Genomic DNA, 16,071 nt, shown 5'->3' with positions numbered 1-16,071 from the left:
TGTCCAAAAGTACACCTTTTTCCTTAAAGGTGAAAAAAATGATATATGAAAATACCTTTAATACCGCTTTCTAAGACAACACCACCTAATAGTCTCTCAAAATCACCATTTGCTCACGCAATCGCTGCTGCGGAAGGAAGGCTTTTTCGAGATTAGCCGCAAAAGGAACCGGCGTATCAAGGCTGGCAACTCTCACAACAGGTGCGTCCAGGTGTTCGAATAAATGCTGACTGATATAAGCCGAAAGTTCTGCCCCTATTCCCCCCATAAGGGTAGCTTCGTGTAAGATGAGGGCTTTGTTGGTCTTCTTGACCGTCGCAGCAATGGCATCGTAATCCAGAGGCAGGAGCGTACGTAAATCCAGAATATCAACATCCATCCCTAATTCCTCCGCAGTTTCCCTTGCCCAGTGTACGCCCATGCCGTAAGTGATGATAGATAAAGTTGTTCCTTCTTCTACCAAATTGGCTTTTCCGATCTCAGTGGTGTAATACCCCGTAGGCACTGGTGCCGTCAGCTTACGGTACAAACCTTTGTGTTCAAAAAACATCACCGGATTCGGATCATCTAAAGCCGCCAGTAGCAAGCCTTTGGCATCTTCAGGAGTAGCAGGGTAAACGATCTTGAGCCCGGGGACATGGAAAAACCAGGCTTCATTCGACTGGCTATGAAAAGGCCCTGCCCCAACACCGCCGCCCGTGGGCATTCGTACCACCACATCGGCCGCTTGCCCCCAACGATAGTGAATTTTGGCCAGGTTGTTCACAATCTGGTTGAAACCTACGCTGACAAAATCTGCAAACTGCATTTCCACCATCGCTTTCCAGCCTTTGATGCTCAAGCCCAACCCAATACCGAGAATAGCACTTTCGCAGAGCGGCGTATTGCGCACGCGATCCTTGCCAAATTCTTCCACAAACCCATCGGTAATTTTAAAGACGCCGCCGTAATCAGCGATGTCCTGCCCCATGAGTACCAGGTTATCATGCCTTTGCATACCTGTTCGCAGACCATCGGTGATGGCATCTACAAAACGAAGCTCTCTACTTTCCGATCCCGCCGGTGCCGGGTCGGGCGTCCAGGGTGCGTACACATCCTCAATTTCCACGGCAATGTCTGCCGTCACTGGAGGTTCTGCAAAAGCGAGTTCCAGACCTGCTTCAATTTCAGCTTTGATCTGTGACCTTAGTTCTTCTATCTTCTGTGTGGATAACACCTTTTCTTCCAACAAGAATTGTTCAAAGTTATCGAGTGGGTCGCGTTGGCCCCATTCATCGAAATACTCCTGCGGAACGTATTTGGTACCAGAAGCTTCCTCGTGGCCACGCATCCGGAAGGTGCGGCATTCAACCAAAACGGGCTCGGGATTTTTCCTCAGCTCTCTGGCGAGTTTATTGAAGGTATCGTAAACTTCCAGGATATTGTTACCATCAATGATCACTGAACGCATGCCATAACCAATGGCCCGATCGGCGAGGTTCTCGCAACGGTATTGCTCGCTGGTGGGCGTAGACAAACCATAGCCATTGTTTTCAATTACAAAAATAACGGGCAACTGCCAGACAGCGGCGGTATTAAGTGCTTCGTGAAAATCACCTTCGCTCGTGCCTCCCTCACCGGTAAAGGCAAGCGACACGCGGCCTTCCTGCCCTAGTTTGTGTGCCAATGCGACGCCGGAAGCCAAGGCAAGTTGAGGCCCCAGATGGCTGATCATGCCCACAATGTTTTGCTCGGGTGCACCAAAGTGGAAAGAACGGTCACGGCCTTTGGTATACCCCTTCATTTTACCTTGCCACTGTGCAAACATGCGATCCAGTGGTAAGCGTCGACTCGTAAATACGCCCAAATTGCGGTGCATCGTGAAGATGTACTCATCCTCCAACAAGGCATTCGTCGCTCCTACACTGATGGCTTCCTGGCCAATACCCGAAAACCACTTGCTGATTCTCCCCTGCCGCAACAAGATGAGCATTTTCTCTTCGATCATGCGGGGGCGCAGCAAGTCTTCGTAAAGCTTTAAAAGCAATTTTTTAGAAAATCCTTTCTTCTCAAAAACCATAGATGGAGTGGTGGTGGCCATTATTTGGTGGCTTTTTATGGTGACTATTGTCTATCTAATAAAACGAATTTGCAAAGGTAACAGACCCTTTTTACAGCGCTAAGGATTATTTCACATTTCTGACGCTATTCGCATTTTTTTCGTATAATTAGTGCCAAAATTATCTAAACACTCACTAACAAAATGAAGCCACCTACCAATTCACGCCGCGAGGCACTCAAAGCATTAGGTTTAGTATCCTTGGGCACTACTTTAGGTGGTGTCGCTTTCGGAAAGCCTGTTGATCAAACTTTTCATCTTGCCCCTGCTGAGCCCACTGCTCCCAAGCTAAATAAAACGGTAAAAGCCATCGTGGTAGGTGCAGGTAATCGAGGAAACGTTTATGGTGGTTACGCTTTGAAATACCCTGATCAACTAGATATCGTGGGAGTCGCAGAGCCCATTCCTCTGCGGCAGCAGCGTTTTGCAGAAAAGCATGAAATAGCACAAGATCGGTGCTTTGTCACTTGGGAACATGTCTTTGAACAACCCAAATTTGCAGACGCTATTATCATTACGACTCCCGACAATCTACACCACGGGCCAGCGATGGCTGCACTGGCAATGGGGTACGACTTGTTGCTGGAAAAACCCATTGCCCAATCGTGGCAGGAATGCAAGGAAATCAGAGACTTGGCCGAAGAGAAGGGGCGTATAGTGGCCGTATGCCATGTTTTGCGTTATTCTCCTTATTATCGAAAAATTAAAGCAGTCATTGACAGTGGCGTATTGGGAGAGCTGGTGAGCATGCAGCACTTTGAGCCGATCCAACATGTGCACATGAGCCATTCTTATGTGCGAGGCAACTGGCGAAAAGAAGCCGATACCAACCCTATTATCCTGGCCAAATCCTGCCATGACCTCGACATCATGCGCTGGTGGATCGATCGCCCATGCGAATATGTTTCTTCCTTTGGATCACTAAAGTGGTTTCGCGAGGAGAACGCACCAGAGGGAAGCACCAAACGCTGCACCGATGGTTGTGCCGTAGAAGCTACCTGCCCCTATTCTGCTAAAAAAATCTACTACGACAATCGTACCTGGCTCCATCATTTTGATTTACCGCTAGAGGAACCTGCACGAGGAGAGGCCATTTTGAAAAACATAACCGAAGGTCCTTATGGACGATGCGTGTATCATTGTGACAATGACGTTGCGGATCACCAAGTCGTTTCGCTCCAGTTTGCAGATCAGATCACTGCTAATTTCAACATGGAAGCCTTTACCCATTACCATGGTCGCCGGACGCGGGTGATGGGTAGCATGGGAGATATGGTAGGTGATGAAACGGATTTATTGATCACTGATTTCCAAACAGGGAAACAGGAGAAATGGAATGTGCACGATAACGCTTCTCTCGATTCCGGTCATGGAGGTGGAGATTGGGGGCTTGTTCGCGACTGGTTACAGGCGGTCGATCAGCAAGACGGTACGCTGTTGACTTCTACCTTGGCGGCCTCAATGGAGAGTCATCAAATGGGATTTTTAGCCGAGAAAAGCCGCCGTAACCTTACCATTGAAAGCATCAGATAAGCGTTTATTATTGATATCCAACTAACTAAAAAATACAACTTTAAGAAGAACGATGAGCAAACGAAAGATACGCATGGGAATGGTCGGTGGAGGCCGAGGAGCATTTATTGGTGGTGTGCATCGGATAGCTGCCGCGCTGGACGGCCAGATCGAACTTGTATGCGGTGCCTTCAGTAGCGACCCCGAACGTTCGCGCCTTTCCGGTGAAGACTTTTATTTACCCGCAGATCGGGTGTACGGCTCTTATGCCGAAATGATCGAAAAGGAAAAACAATTGCCCGAAGGAGAGCGGATGGATTTTGTATCGATTGTCACGCCTAATCATGTTCATTATGGGCCCGCGAAGATGGCACTCGAAAATGGTTTTCACGTCATTTGCGACAAGCCGCTTTGTTTCAACATGGAAGAAGCGGAAGCGTTGGTCGCTCTGGTAGAAGAAACGGGATTGATCTTTGCCCTTACCCACGTTTATACGGGCTACCCCATGGTCAAGCAAGCCCGAGCGATGATTACCAACGATGAGCTAGGCACGATACGCAAAGTCGTCGTTGAATATCCTCAAGGCTGGCTGAGCACCAAACTGGAAGACGATGTACAAAAACAAGCTGACTGGCGCACCGACCCTAGCCGTTCCGGTATTGCTGGTGCTATGGGAGATATAGGTACCCACGCCGAAAATCTTGCTGAATACGTTACCGGACTGGAAATTACAGCGCTTTGCGCCGATCTTACCGCCTTTGTACCTGGTCGGCAATTAGATGATGATGGCAATGTACTCTTGCGTTTCAATAATGGCGCCAAGGGCGTTCTTCACGCCAGCCAGATCAGCGCCGGAGAGGAAAACGATCTCAATATCCGTGTTTACGGCACCAAGGGCGGTTTACAATGGCGCCAAATGGAACCCAATACCCTCCTTGTAAAATGGCTCGATCGGGCGATGGAAGTTCGCCGTACGGGCGTTGGAGCTCTTTCGGCAGAAGCAGTGGCCCACACGCGTGTCCCGGCCGGTCATCCGGAAGGCTACCTGGAGGCGTTTGCCAATATCTACCGCAACTTCGCTCACTGCATTCAGGCAAGACTTGCCGGAGAGTCACCAGACCCCTTGATGATGGACTTCCCGGGGGTAAAAGATGGCTTAAGAGGCATGAAATTCATTGAAAAAGTGGTAGCTTCGAGCAACAGCACCGAAAAGTGGACTAAACTATAAGACTGACATTTGGATTAAAGACGACCATACAAGACCTTGAAAATATATTTTTTTTTGTACACGCTCAGTTCACTAGTATCGAAAAAACGCTTTCCTACCTAGTACTGTTTCCGTGTGCCTTCACTTATTTAATCCAATTTTTATGAAGTTAGTTTACCAAACTTTCTTAAGTCTTAGTATGCTGCTCGTCAGCCTTTCGCTAAGTGCAACCAACATCACGTTCCAAGTAGACATGAGCGCCGAGACCGTAAGTCCTGATGGCGTATCTGTGGCTTATGCCCCACCTACGGTAAGTGGTTTAGGTGACATCACGATCATCGCCCTTGATGATGCCGATGGTGATGGTATCTATACCGGCGTGTCTGATGTTCCTCACGATACCATTGGGTATTTTTTCATCAACGGTATGGCCTCCAATCCCCTCAATTTTGAAATGGTGCCTGAAGAATGCGGCATTAGCGTTTCATTATTAGGGCTTACCGCCGTTATCCGTCCTTATATCATTGACGGAGAGGCGACGCTGGATGTTGTCTGCTTCGCCAGTTGCGGTGCCTGCCCTTTGACTGATTGTGGCAATCCAGCAGTACTCTTCACCGACGATGCCAGTGCCTACGATCTGGGCCCACTAGCACCTACAGGCCCTTGGACCGCCTGGCCCGGTGGTGCTGCAGGCTTTGAAATTGATACCCTTGATGGGGACAATGTGTTCAGTATTATTGGTAATCCAGCTGGGCAAGATGCTTATTTTGATACGGGCGACCTTACCAGTGGGCATTACTTCTTCTCTTGGAGTCAGTATATTCCTGCGGGTAATTCTGCTTACTTCAACGTACAACATCAAGACCCCACCACCACCGCTGGTTTTTGGGCCTTTGATGTCTTTTTCAACGGTGATGGTGTAGGTGTATTGGAGCTCAATGACAATGGGGGTACTGACGATACCACTTACGGGTTCAACTATCCCGAGGACGAATTTTTCTTCGTTGGCTTAATCATTGATCTGGACAACGATCAGGCGCGCCTGATCGTCGATGAGTACACCATTGCTTCCTGGGTGTTCAGCGAAGGAGTCACTAATGGCAATGTAGAATTCGATCTGCTTCAATTCGCTGGTATCAACTTTTACCCTATTGATACCGATCACATTTGGTACCTCGACAATATGTCCTGGCTGGAAATTCCAGCCGCTGGGTCCGACCAGTACTGCTACACCGCTTCGGTTATCGAACCAGGCACCCATACCGTTGGAGACCTTAGCTGTTTTGGAGGCGGTCTCCACCACGATGATGGCGATGGTTTAGCAGCACAATGGTTCCAGTATACCCCTACCGCCGATGGCTGGATCAGCATCAGCAGCTGTGAAGGTGGCGCCGACTCTCGGGGTTGGATCTTGCGGGGCGATTGTAACAGCCTCGAAATCATTGGCGTTAATGATGACCAGTGTGCCATCGAAGAAGGATCAGACAACCTATGGGCGTCCTACCGAGAGGCCGTGGTACAAGCCGGGCAAACCTACTACATCATGTGGGACAATGTTTGGGACGATGCCGGTTTTGACTTTACCCTCACCTTCAATGATACCGAACTCGTAGAGGGTGACTTTTGTGAATCTGCTGCCGTTATTCAACCCGGAACTTTTGATATCAACGAATTTACGGGTAACGCAGCTTATACTGGCCCCATCATTGACAATACCAGCCAGGGACGTTCTCCTACGCCTTACGCGCAGACAGAGTGGTATCAGTATACGCCCACCGTTGACGGCACCATCACCATTTCTTCCTGTGAACTCAGTGCTAGCGACAACCGTGTTTGGGTTTACACCGGTGAGTGTGGTACGTTGAGCAGCCTGACGGTAGTAGCCCTTAGTGATGATGATTGCGAGGAAGGTAGTTTTGCGTCAAGAATTGAAGATTTCCCTGTTACCGCCGGTACCACCTACTACATTGAGTGGGACAACGGCTGGTCGAGCGACGCTTTTGGTTGGGAATTGATCTTCAACGCGCCAGTGGTTACTTCTGACGTTACCTTCCAGGTGGACATGAACCGGGAGGACATCAGTCCTGACGGCGTGTTCATTGCTGGTGGCTTCAGTGATTTCATGAACATAGCAATGGACGATGCCGATGCTGATGGTATCTATACCGTCACTTTAGCACTCGAAGACAACACCATGTACACCTACAAATTCAAGAACGGCCCCGACGGCTGGGAAAACATTAATACCAGCATTGGTGACAATTGTACCACCGGAGACTTCGCTGATCGCTTTGTTAATACTGGCGATACGGATGTAACCCTAGATGTGGTATGCTTTGGCTATTGTGTCACCTGTGATTTGGTAGCAGTTGACGAACTGACGTTTGCGCAAAGCGTAGACCTGTTCCCTAACCCTACCGATGGTCAATTACAAGTGCGAGTCAATCTTCCCGAAGCAGTGGATGGCCTCCGTTTGCGCGTAAGCAGCATTCTTGGCAATACGCTGATGGATCGCCAGTTGGGCAACCTCAGCCAATACAACGAACAGCTTGATCTGAGCGCGTTCCCTGCTGGGACTTACGTGGTAACCCTTACCAACGGAAGCTTACAGGTCAACCGCAAGGTGGTTGTAAAATAGTATTAGGTACTTGGTACGAGGTACTTAGTATTTTAGTAAGCAAGCATTTGACACGCTCGAATCCCGGTGAATGGACATTCATCGGGATTCGTTTTTTTATTCTTGAGGAAGAACATTATCTTAAGGCCTGAAATAATAAAGCCATACTGCTACATGAAGACAATCAAAGGCCCTGCCCTATTTTTAGCCCAGTTTATGGGTGATGAAGCTCCTTTCAACAGCCTCGATACTATTTGCCAGTGGGCCGCCGACCTTGGTTATAAAGGCATCCAGATTCCTACCTGGGAGAGTAGGCTGATCGATTTGGAAAAAGCAGCCACCAGCAAAACCTACGCAAACGAACTAAAAGGTAAAATTGCGAGCTACGGACTGGAGATTACAGAACTGGCCAGCCACTTGCAAGGGCAGCTGGTAGCGGTGCACCCGGCCTATGACAGTATGTTTGATAATTTTGCACCTAAAGAAGTACATGGCAAGCCCAAAGCCCGTACTGAATGGGCGGTACAACAAGTAAAATGGGCCGCCAAAGCCAGCCAAAACCTGGGCCTGAAAGCACACGTCAGTTTCAGCGGTGCGCTGTTGTGGCCGTTCATGTATCCTTGGCCCCAGCGGCCAGCTGGACTCGTAGAGGAAGGGTTTTCAGAGTTGGGCAAGCGTTGGAAACCCATCTTGGATGTATTCGATGAAGCAGGCGTCGACCTCGGTTACGAGCTACATCCCGGTGAAGACTTACACGATGGCATCTCTTTCGAGATGTTTCTTGATGCGGTGGACCAGCACCCACGCGCAGGAATCAATTACGACCCGAGCCACTTCGTTTTACAACACCTCGACTATCTTTCCTTTATTGATAATTACCACGAGCGCATTTTCGCTTTTCATGTAAAAGATGCGGAGTTCAACCCCACCGGCAAGCAAGGCGTCTACGGCGGCTACCAAGGCTGGAAAGAACGCGCTGGTCGCTTTCGCTCCCTCGGCGATGGCCAGGTGGATTTCAAAGGCATCTTCACGCGCCTGTCTCAATACGACTACGACAGCTGGGCCGTCCTCGAATGGGAATGCTGCATCAAAAGCCCCGAACAAGGCGCCCGCGAAGGTGCTCCCTTCATCCAACAACACATCATTGAGGTCACCGAAAAAGCCTTCGATGATTTCGCTGGCGCGGAAACGGATCAGGCGGCGAATCGGCGGATATTGGGGTTAGGGTAATTGGGTACGAGGTATTGGGTATTGGGTACTTGGTATCAGGCTGAGTATGGGTGTTCTACCTATATTTTTCTTTCTTGTTCTACAAGTCTTTTAACGTTTGCATAGCCGCAGGTGGCGCGCATAGTGACACTTGACGAGCTATGCTTTATTTTGTTGGGTGCATCAATATTTCTAATTTCCAAATAGTTTATTCCAAAAACCTTTCTTTTTCTCTTTGGGCTTCTCTGCCTTAATTTCAGTTTGGCTCTCTGCTATGCTTTCCGTATTCTGTTTTTTTTCTTCTTTTAAAGGTACTTCTTTTGTCTGTTCATTTTTCGTCCTTGATTCTTTTTGAACGGTTCCTTTTTTATCTGCATTTAGAAAGAAATCACCTTCTTGGCTCATACCTATTGGAAAAGAGGTTCTTTCAATCCAATCTTTTGATTGTAATTCTTGAAGTGGTTTGGATGAGATAGTTCTTTTGAAAATTTCCTTACCTTTCTCTATCACTTGGTCTTCAATGTTTATTTTCGAATTGGCAAATATAGGAATGCCTTCCTTGGGAATATTTAAAAGTAGAATTTGGGTTTTACCCTTTTCTTTGTGGATGTCTAAAACCTTAAAAAATGCTCCCGATGGAATAACTATGTGTCCGAATTCGGGATTTTGACTGAACATAGATAAGTCTTTTCCTTTCGAGGAAGCGACTAAATATCTACAGTTCTTCGCCAATCCACCGACTTTATGAGTAACATCGGTAAACCCTATTTCCATTAAAATTTGATTAGGCTGATACTTAGAAATTAGGCTTTCGTCCAATTCTAAATCTCGGCAGAAAATTGCTAATCCGCCAAAAGTCGAATTCATCACCGATTGTATTTCTTCGTTTGTCATGTTTTGTTTTTTCTTTTTTTGTTGCACCTAACATCTGCAAATGAACCCACCTTGTTTATAACCTTTTGCACTTAAACCATTCAATAGCTTCAGGTCACCAGTCCATTGATTCAGCCCCTACTACTTTTTCAAGCATCTCTTTGGTCTTCTTGCCAGCAACAGCTATTTCCAGTCTAAAACTTTTGATGTAAAGAAAAACATCTCAGCGAGCTACCACATGGGTAGCCCATCCGCGCAATAATCATCAAAGGCAGACCTCAGCTACTTCGGCAAAAACCGCTCCCACGAGCGCCAGTACTTGTCTTTATAAATATCGTATTCCAGGTCTATTTTATCGGCGTATTCCTGGCGGATCTGGTCTATGATCTTGGAGGCTTTTTTGAATCCTTTGCAGGCAAAATAGATCTCGCGGGTATCGTCGCCCGTCTGGCGACCCAGGTTCAGGTAGCCATCCTGGTCTTTCAATTCGGCCAGCAGGCGGTCTTCTATTTCCTGCATCAGGCTACTGGTCTCCTCGTTGGGCAAACCACTATTGGCGTAGCCGTCGTAGGCAAATGAAACCACCAGCATCCACGGGTGCGAAGCTTTGGCGTCCCAGTCTTTCAGATCCGTATCGACCATTACAATCAGAGGACTACCATCTTCCAGCTCGGCTTCAAGCAAGGCAAATTGGTCGTTTTCCGTATCCTTTTTCACCCCTGCGTACTTCTCCACAAACGCTTTTTCGCGCTCCAGCAAAAACTCAAAAAGCTGGTGTACGGGCTGCAGCTCTGCCTCCACCTCTGCACTGCTTTTCACGCTTACATGATCCAGCAAAGTTGCAAAATTCCACTCGCCCAGCAGGTGATCCAAAAAGATATAAGTACCGTGCGTGATCACCTCCACATTGTCCTCGGCCAGCTCTTCGTGTACCAACACGATGCTCACCTCATCCGGATAATCCGCATCCTTTTCCGCATAAAAATGGATATTGTCTTTCGTAAAGGCATGGGCACCAATATTAATCCCTTGGGTCTCCATATCCATCGGCGAACGCAGGACCGTAAATTTCCACCGCGCCAACTCAGGGGCAGCCGCTACGATTTCCTCCATAAACACCATGTTCTTCACGTCGCCATTCGCCGAAAAAGCCAGCTCCGCGGTATCCTCCTCCGGCATGGCCGTCAGCAGATGAAACCCTTCCCTGATCTCCCGCAGGCGCGGCAGCGCTTTGCCCAAAAACTCGCCCGCCACATCACCTTTGGTTTTTACCAGCCGGTAAAATTCGGGCTCATTTTGCACAAACCAGTTCCAGAAATCTTCGTAAGAAGTCATCTTTTGCTCACCTCCCGAAAACAGCTTTTTCCAAAAACTCATCTATTTCTCTTTTTTAGTATCGTGGGCCTACCCTTCCTGCCGTCGGGCCACTGCTCCACATTGCTAGGCCAATGCCTCACCAAGGGAGTGTATTCCCGTGGCTCAAGATAAGTAATAAGAGACAGACAATCCCTGCGCCCGGGGATGTATCTTGTGCAAATACGCAACAGCAAAGGCGAAAGGCTTTTGCCGTAATGTAGCTTGGGCTTTTAGCCCGAGTGTGAAGATTACGCTCGGGCTAAAAACGCAAGCTAATCCGAAGTTGCGCAGCGAATAACCAAGCACGGCATTCAGGTTTTTCATCGGGAGAGCCTGCCTGTCTGATCGCCCAGGTGCCTCTCGGGACGGCATGCAGCAGCGATAGTAGCGGTATGCAATGCGCAGCACTGCATAAGAGCGGATAGCGCGGTGGCGAGCCCCCAGGCGAAGCCAGCTGCCCAAAAAATCAGCAGGCTTGTTATAAAAACCAATCTTTTGGTGCGAGTAACTAAAAGCCTAGTTACGTCATCGAAAAAAATCGATAAAGCTTTTTTTCAGCCAGGTTTTCTTGTAAATGCATGAATGTATTTATACGAATAGTCCACTACCCTACCGCCAAGGCCCCTCCTTCCTCACATTCACAAAATAGCGCCCCTCCAGCCGGAAGAGGCCGCCGGAGAAACCAAACCACAGCCGGCCCGCTTTGTCTTCGAGGATGCTTTGGATGCAGTTGTTGGTAAACCCCGTAAGACCATCGCGCTCCTTAAAATTGGTGAAGGTCTTACCGTTGTAGCGGAAAACACCGTAGTGCATGGAGGCAATCCAGATATTGCCGCTGCGGTCTTCGTAAATAGGTCCGATTATTTTGCCGTGCAGACCGTCGGTATCGAGGAAGGTAGTAAAGGTCTTTCCGTCGAAGTGCGTTAATCCCGCATCGGTCGAATCCACAAAGGAGTTAGGCTTCCCTTCTTCGGGCACTCTCGTATGTCTGGAGCCGAACCAAAGATGGCCCTGGCGATCCTCTAATATACTGAGAATATTGTTGTTGCTGAGCCCGTCCTTGCGGGTATAATGGGTAAACGTCTTTCCGTCATATTTGGCGACGCCAAGGCCATCTCTGCCAAACCAAATATGCCCATTGTGATCTTCGATCATGCACCACACCAGCTCCGGTGAAAACACGTAACCCAAGTTATCTACCTTGGGTTGAGGAATGGAGAAATCAGCAAAAGTGGAACCGTCATACCGACTAACGCCGCCCATGGTACCTACCCAAATAGTGCCTTTGCTATCCGCGAGGATGCTCCAGGTGCTGTTGTCGCGGAGCCCTTGTTCTGTCCTGAAGTTGGTGAAGGATTTTCCATCGTATTTAGACACTCCCGTGGTCGTACTGAACCAGAGGTTGCCTGCCTGGTCTTCGACGATACCATTGATTTGATTACCAGCCAAGCCATCTTGGGTTGTAAAATAAGTGAGCGATGTTCTGTCATAACGCGCGACGCCATAGGCCAGGGTGCCGAACCAGAGGTTCCCATCGCTGTCTTCGAACACCTCCCGTACGTATTCTCCGATTTGGGTAGCAGGATCAGGGGTGGGATTTTGTGAGGTAAAGCCTGCAAAAAGCTGATCAGTTACTTCGTTTTGTCCCCTTTGAGCATCTACCTTGGTTGTAGGAGCTGGGGAATTCTCTTTTTTAGAGCCTGTCGTTTCCTGCCCATTGCAAGCAGTAATGAAACATAAAAGGCCGGGGAGCAGGTATTGGAAAAGGGACTTCATAGCCGGAAGTTTTTTTGATCAATCATCTATAGGAAAGGCAATGATAGGCATCCCTTGTGAGTATTTTAAACGCTTAACAGGCTCGTAACAAGTAGGCAGCCGCCGTTGCCAACGCCTATTTATCCCGACGAGGGGACTTGCTCAAAAAAGATTTACGCAAAACGGAATTTTGCGGATACCCCGATGTAGGCAAAGCCAACGCCGAGCAGCACTTTTTATAAAGACCAGTCTTTTGGTGCGAGTAACTAAGAATCTAGTTGCCGAGGTAGGAAAGAAAGTGCAACCAGCGTGGTGAGAAGCCGTTTTAACCAGTTAACCAATCTTTTGGTGCAATCAACTAAAAACTTAGTCGCCCTGAAAACCTAAACCCTCCCCATCTCCAAATCCAGCAGCCATTGTTTTCTGGCCAATCCACCAGCGTACCCCGTGAGACTGCCGTCGCTACCGATCACCCGATGACAGGGGATGACGATGGCCACCCGATTGTGCCCATTGGCGGAGGCTACTGCTCGCACGGCCTTGGGATTGCCGATGCGGATGGCTTGCTCTTTGTAGCTTCGGGTGGTGCCGTAGGGGATGGTCTGCAGTTCGTTCCAAACTTGTTGTCGAAAGGGTGTGGTGGGGGTATGCAGTGCTACCGAAAACTTTTGTAAGTCTCCCGCAAAATAGGCGGCCAACTCCGCGCGCAACTGCTGCAAATGGGCATTGGTTCCCGGCAGGATGACCGCATCCAGGCGCTTGCGCAAATCCTTGAATTCCGTCTCCAACATGCGCCGGTCGGTGAACTCAAGCAAGCAAATACCCGCCTCGGTGGCGCAGGCGTACATGGGGCCCAGGGGAGTGACGATACGGTCGATATGAATGACCTGCTTGCCCTGTTGATCGGAGGGCTTGCCCTGAAATATTTGCTTGAAACGCTCATTGAACCCACTGAGGGATTCGTAACCATTGCCAAAAGCAGCATCGGTGACCGAATGGCCATTGGTGATGTGGTGGTAGGCACTGTTGAGGCGCATCATGCGCTGGTAGGCCTGGAACGTCATACCGTGCTCTTTGTTGAACCAGCGTCGGATTTGACTAGGCTCGATATTTCGGGCCCGCAGGTCGGCATCGCGGACTTTCAACTCGGGGTCTTCACGCAATTCCTGGAGCAAAGCCTGAATGTAATCAGGCGTCGTACCGGGTTCTTCCAGTGGCTTACAACGCTTGCAGGGGCGGTAACCGTGTAGAATGGCGGTCTTGGCCAAGGGGAAAAACTCTACGTTCTCAGGTTTGGGTTTACGCGCCGTGCAGGTAGGGCGACAAAAGATGCCGGTGGTCTTGACGGCGGTGTAAAACACGCCTTCGTAGGTGACGTCTTTGCGTACAATCGCCTGGTACTGTTCTTCAAAAGTCAAGCTGTTATTCATTGTTCCTTGCGTTTGTACAAAGGTAAAGTAAGGCTTTCCGTCCTGCTACCGAAAACTGGACAGGGAATTTTTGAGTTGGAAAAATGTAGACTGGACTTGGGCATAGCCATTCTTACGGAGCAGTCCTTCCAAAATCATAATCATTTTTTTAGCTCGAATACTAAGTAATTTGACGGAAATAACTAATTCCATTGGGGTTGTGTAAAAAGCCCTCAAGTTGCTTAACAGGCTTTTGATCGGCTGATGGCTGACGTTTCTTGTTTTGTTTGAAAAACACTGCTGGTGAGTCCTCCCTTAGAGTTCTCACTAGCATTTTTTCCTTTTAGGTTCAAAAAAAGAGTTTTTAAGCTCTTTTTTTGTGTTTAGTAGCACTTCTTGCTGCTCTTTGGACATAGTGATCCTCCCAGATCCCTGTCTGAAGGCAATAAACCTTCTTAAGATTGTGAGCTATTGCTAGGAACTGGAACTCAACATTGACTTTGTCGATGCCTCGGAGAAGGAACCGACGATGTCCCATATTGTGTTTTATATTGGCAAAGGGCGTTTCCACATCGATACCACGTTGGGATCGTTTCTCTAAGCCTTTTTCTGATGCCAGTCGTTGTTTGACCTCTTTTTTAAAAGCCTCCAATTTCTCCCTCTTTTTCACCCTTCGATGAGTACCCGGTTTAGCATTTGGGCCTCGGCATTGTTCATAAAAAGGACATTGGGCACAGCTTTCTGATTCATAAACCCGTGTTCTACTTTCATATCCATTGTTGCTCTTACTTGTGAACTCATGGCTGAACAATAGTTTCTTCTCATTGGGGCATTGGTAATAATCCTGATCTGGATCATAATACCAATTGGTGGTATTAAAAAGTTGTTTGTCCAGTTTGCCGGTAACTTCCTGGTACCACAGCGGATACTTCACATAAGCCGTATGGCCTTTTTCTGCTAAAAAACTATAATTCTCTTCACTGCCATAACCGGCATCTGCCGTATAATCCATCTTCCAATCCGATTCTACCAGTCCACTCACCCGTTGTTCTAGTTGTAGGACATGAGGGGGCAAAGTAGGGCTGTCAGAAGCACCCTGATGAACCGTAGCATTGACAATAAATTGATCCGATGTCGTAATCTGTATATTGTACCCAGGCAACAATTGATCATCTTTCATGCGCAGGGCTGTGGCATCTTCGTCCGTCTTAGAATAAGAGTTACGACCCGCCAGGATCAATTCCTGCTCTTCGTATTTATCTAAGTTGACTTGTTCTTTTGACAAATGACGATGGATTCTTTCCAAAGATTGTTTTCGTTTTTTGTCTCCTTGTTCTGCTATAATTTCATTGAGGTAACGAAGCTGCCTCTCTAAGTCTTCACTGTTCAAGACCAGATAAATTTGTTCGGCCTCTTGACGCTGGAGTAAATCCTTAGTCCCATAAATATTATCCTCCGCTTGCTGCAACTCCCGCACCTCTTCTAGCAGGCTATCTATACGCTCTAATACCATGGCCTTATAGCGTTCCGTGTTCTTGCGCCAGACAATTTTATGTTTATTGGCATTTGCAGCCCACTTGCTGCCATCTACATACAAGTCACTCAAGTTGACATAGCCCTGCTCTACCAAATAAAATAACACTTGGCTCAAGACTGTATCTACCAAGTCCTGCATTCGACAGGAGCGAAATTCACTCAGTGTTTTAAAACAAGGACGCTGACCACCAGACAGCCACATGAAAACCAAATCTTCGCCTAACTTCTTCGCTAAGGGACGACTCGTATACACCTTGGTACAATAACCATAAATCCATACCTTAAGTAACATCCGAGGATGATAAGGAGGCCGACCTATACCACTGTAGTAACATTCCAACTCTTTGATCTCTATTTCTTGTATTACCTTATTAATGATCTGCGCCAAAACATTGTCTTTTACCAGCTCTTCGATCCGTAAAGGAAGATCTATTACAATGTCTTGGGTGTAAGCTTTAAAGCGAATATTCTCTCTTTGTGTTATCTTTGTTGACATGAG

10 protein-coding genes are annotated in these 16,071 nt (G+C 48.0%); 4 read left to right on the top strand and 6 right to left on the bottom strand.

The features are described 5' to 3' along the window. Window positions 1-85: 85 nt before the first annotated feature. Window positions 86-2,080 carry a thiamine pyrophosphate-dependent enzyme gene (locus tag AB0L18_RS10585; protein ID WP_367392559.1) on the bottom strand — a complete coding sequence of 665 codons (1,995 nt, stop codon included), beginning with the start codon at window positions 2,078-2,080 and terminating at the stop codon, window positions 86-88. A gap of 162 nt (window positions 2,081-2,242) precedes the next feature. Between AB0L18_RS10585 and AB0L18_RS10580 the strand changes: the two genes are divergently transcribed. The 4 genes from AB0L18_RS10580 (at window position 2,243) to AB0L18_RS10565 (ending at window position 8,664) form a co-directional block, all read left to right on the top strand. Then, window positions 2,243-3,631, top strand: coding sequence for a Gfo/Idh/MocA family protein (locus AB0L18_RS10580; protein WP_367392558.1), 1,389 nt, complete (start codon window positions 2,243-2,245; stop codon window positions 3,629-3,631). 52 nt (window positions 3,632-3,683) lie between these two features. Next, on the top strand, window positions 3,684-4,838 hold the full coding sequence (locus AB0L18_RS10575) for a Gfo/Idh/MocA family protein (protein WP_367392557.1): 1,155 nt from the start codon (window positions 3,684-3,686) through the stop codon (window positions 4,836-4,838). Window positions 4,839-4,980: 142 nt separating this feature from the next. Continuing rightward, complete coding sequence (locus AB0L18_RS10570) at window positions 4,981-7,455, top strand: T9SS type A sorting domain-containing protein (protein ID WP_367392556.1); 2,475 nt, start codon at window positions 4,981-4,983, stop codon at window positions 7,453-7,455. Window positions 7,456-7,608: 153 nt separating this feature from the next. Continuing rightward, window positions 7,609-8,664 carry a sugar phosphate isomerase/epimerase family protein gene (locus tag AB0L18_RS10565; RefSeq protein WP_367392555.1) on the top strand — a complete coding sequence of 352 codons (1,056 nt, stop codon included), beginning with the start codon at window positions 7,609-7,611 and terminating at the stop codon, window positions 8,662-8,664. Between the two features lie 171 nt (window positions 8,665-8,835). Here AB0L18_RS10565 and AB0L18_RS10560 read toward each other — a convergent pair whose 3' ends face one another. The 5 genes from AB0L18_RS10560 to AB0L18_RS10540 form a co-directional block, all read right to left on the bottom strand. Continuing rightward, window positions 8,836-9,537, bottom strand: coding sequence for a hypothetical protein (locus tag AB0L18_RS10560; RefSeq protein WP_367392554.1), 702 nt, complete (start codon window positions 9,535-9,537; stop codon window positions 8,836-8,838). Window positions 9,538-9,798: 261 nt separating this feature from the next. Further along, window positions 9,799-10,893: a DUF695 domain-containing protein gene (locus AB0L18_RS10555; protein WP_367392553.1), complete on the bottom strand. Its 1,095-nt coding sequence runs from the start codon at window positions 10,891-10,893 to the stop codon at window positions 9,799-9,801. Window positions 10,894-11,481: 588 nt separating this feature from the next. Further along, window positions 11,482-12,648 (bottom strand): two-component regulator propeller domain-containing protein, encoded by a 1,167-nt coding sequence (locus tag AB0L18_RS10550; RefSeq protein ID WP_367392552.1) that lies wholly within the window; start codon window positions 12,646-12,648, stop codon window positions 11,482-11,484. 362 nt (window positions 12,649-13,010) lie between these two features. Continuing rightward, window positions 13,011-14,057 carry a bifunctional transcriptional activator/DNA repair enzyme AdaA gene (locus AB0L18_RS10545; protein ID WP_367392551.1) on the bottom strand — a complete coding sequence of 349 codons (1,047 nt, stop codon included), beginning with the start codon at window positions 14,055-14,057 and terminating at the stop codon, window positions 13,011-13,013. Window positions 14,058-14,400: 343 nt separating this feature from the next. Next, window positions 14,401-16,068 carry an IS1182 family transposase gene (locus AB0L18_RS10540; protein ID WP_367388502.1) on the bottom strand — a complete coding sequence of 556 codons (1,668 nt, stop codon included), beginning with the start codon at window positions 16,066-16,068 and terminating at the stop codon, window positions 14,401-14,403. Window positions 16,069-16,071 lie beyond the last annotated feature (3 nt).

This window comes from Lewinella sp. LCG006 (genome assembly GCF_040784935.1).
In the GTDB taxonomy this organism is placed as follows: domain Bacteria; phylum Bacteroidota; class Bacteroidia; order Chitinophagales; family Saprospiraceae; genus Lewinella.
The sequence above is the reverse complement of the archived record's forward strand: the minus strand, read 5'-3'. Positions and strand labels throughout refer to the sequence as shown.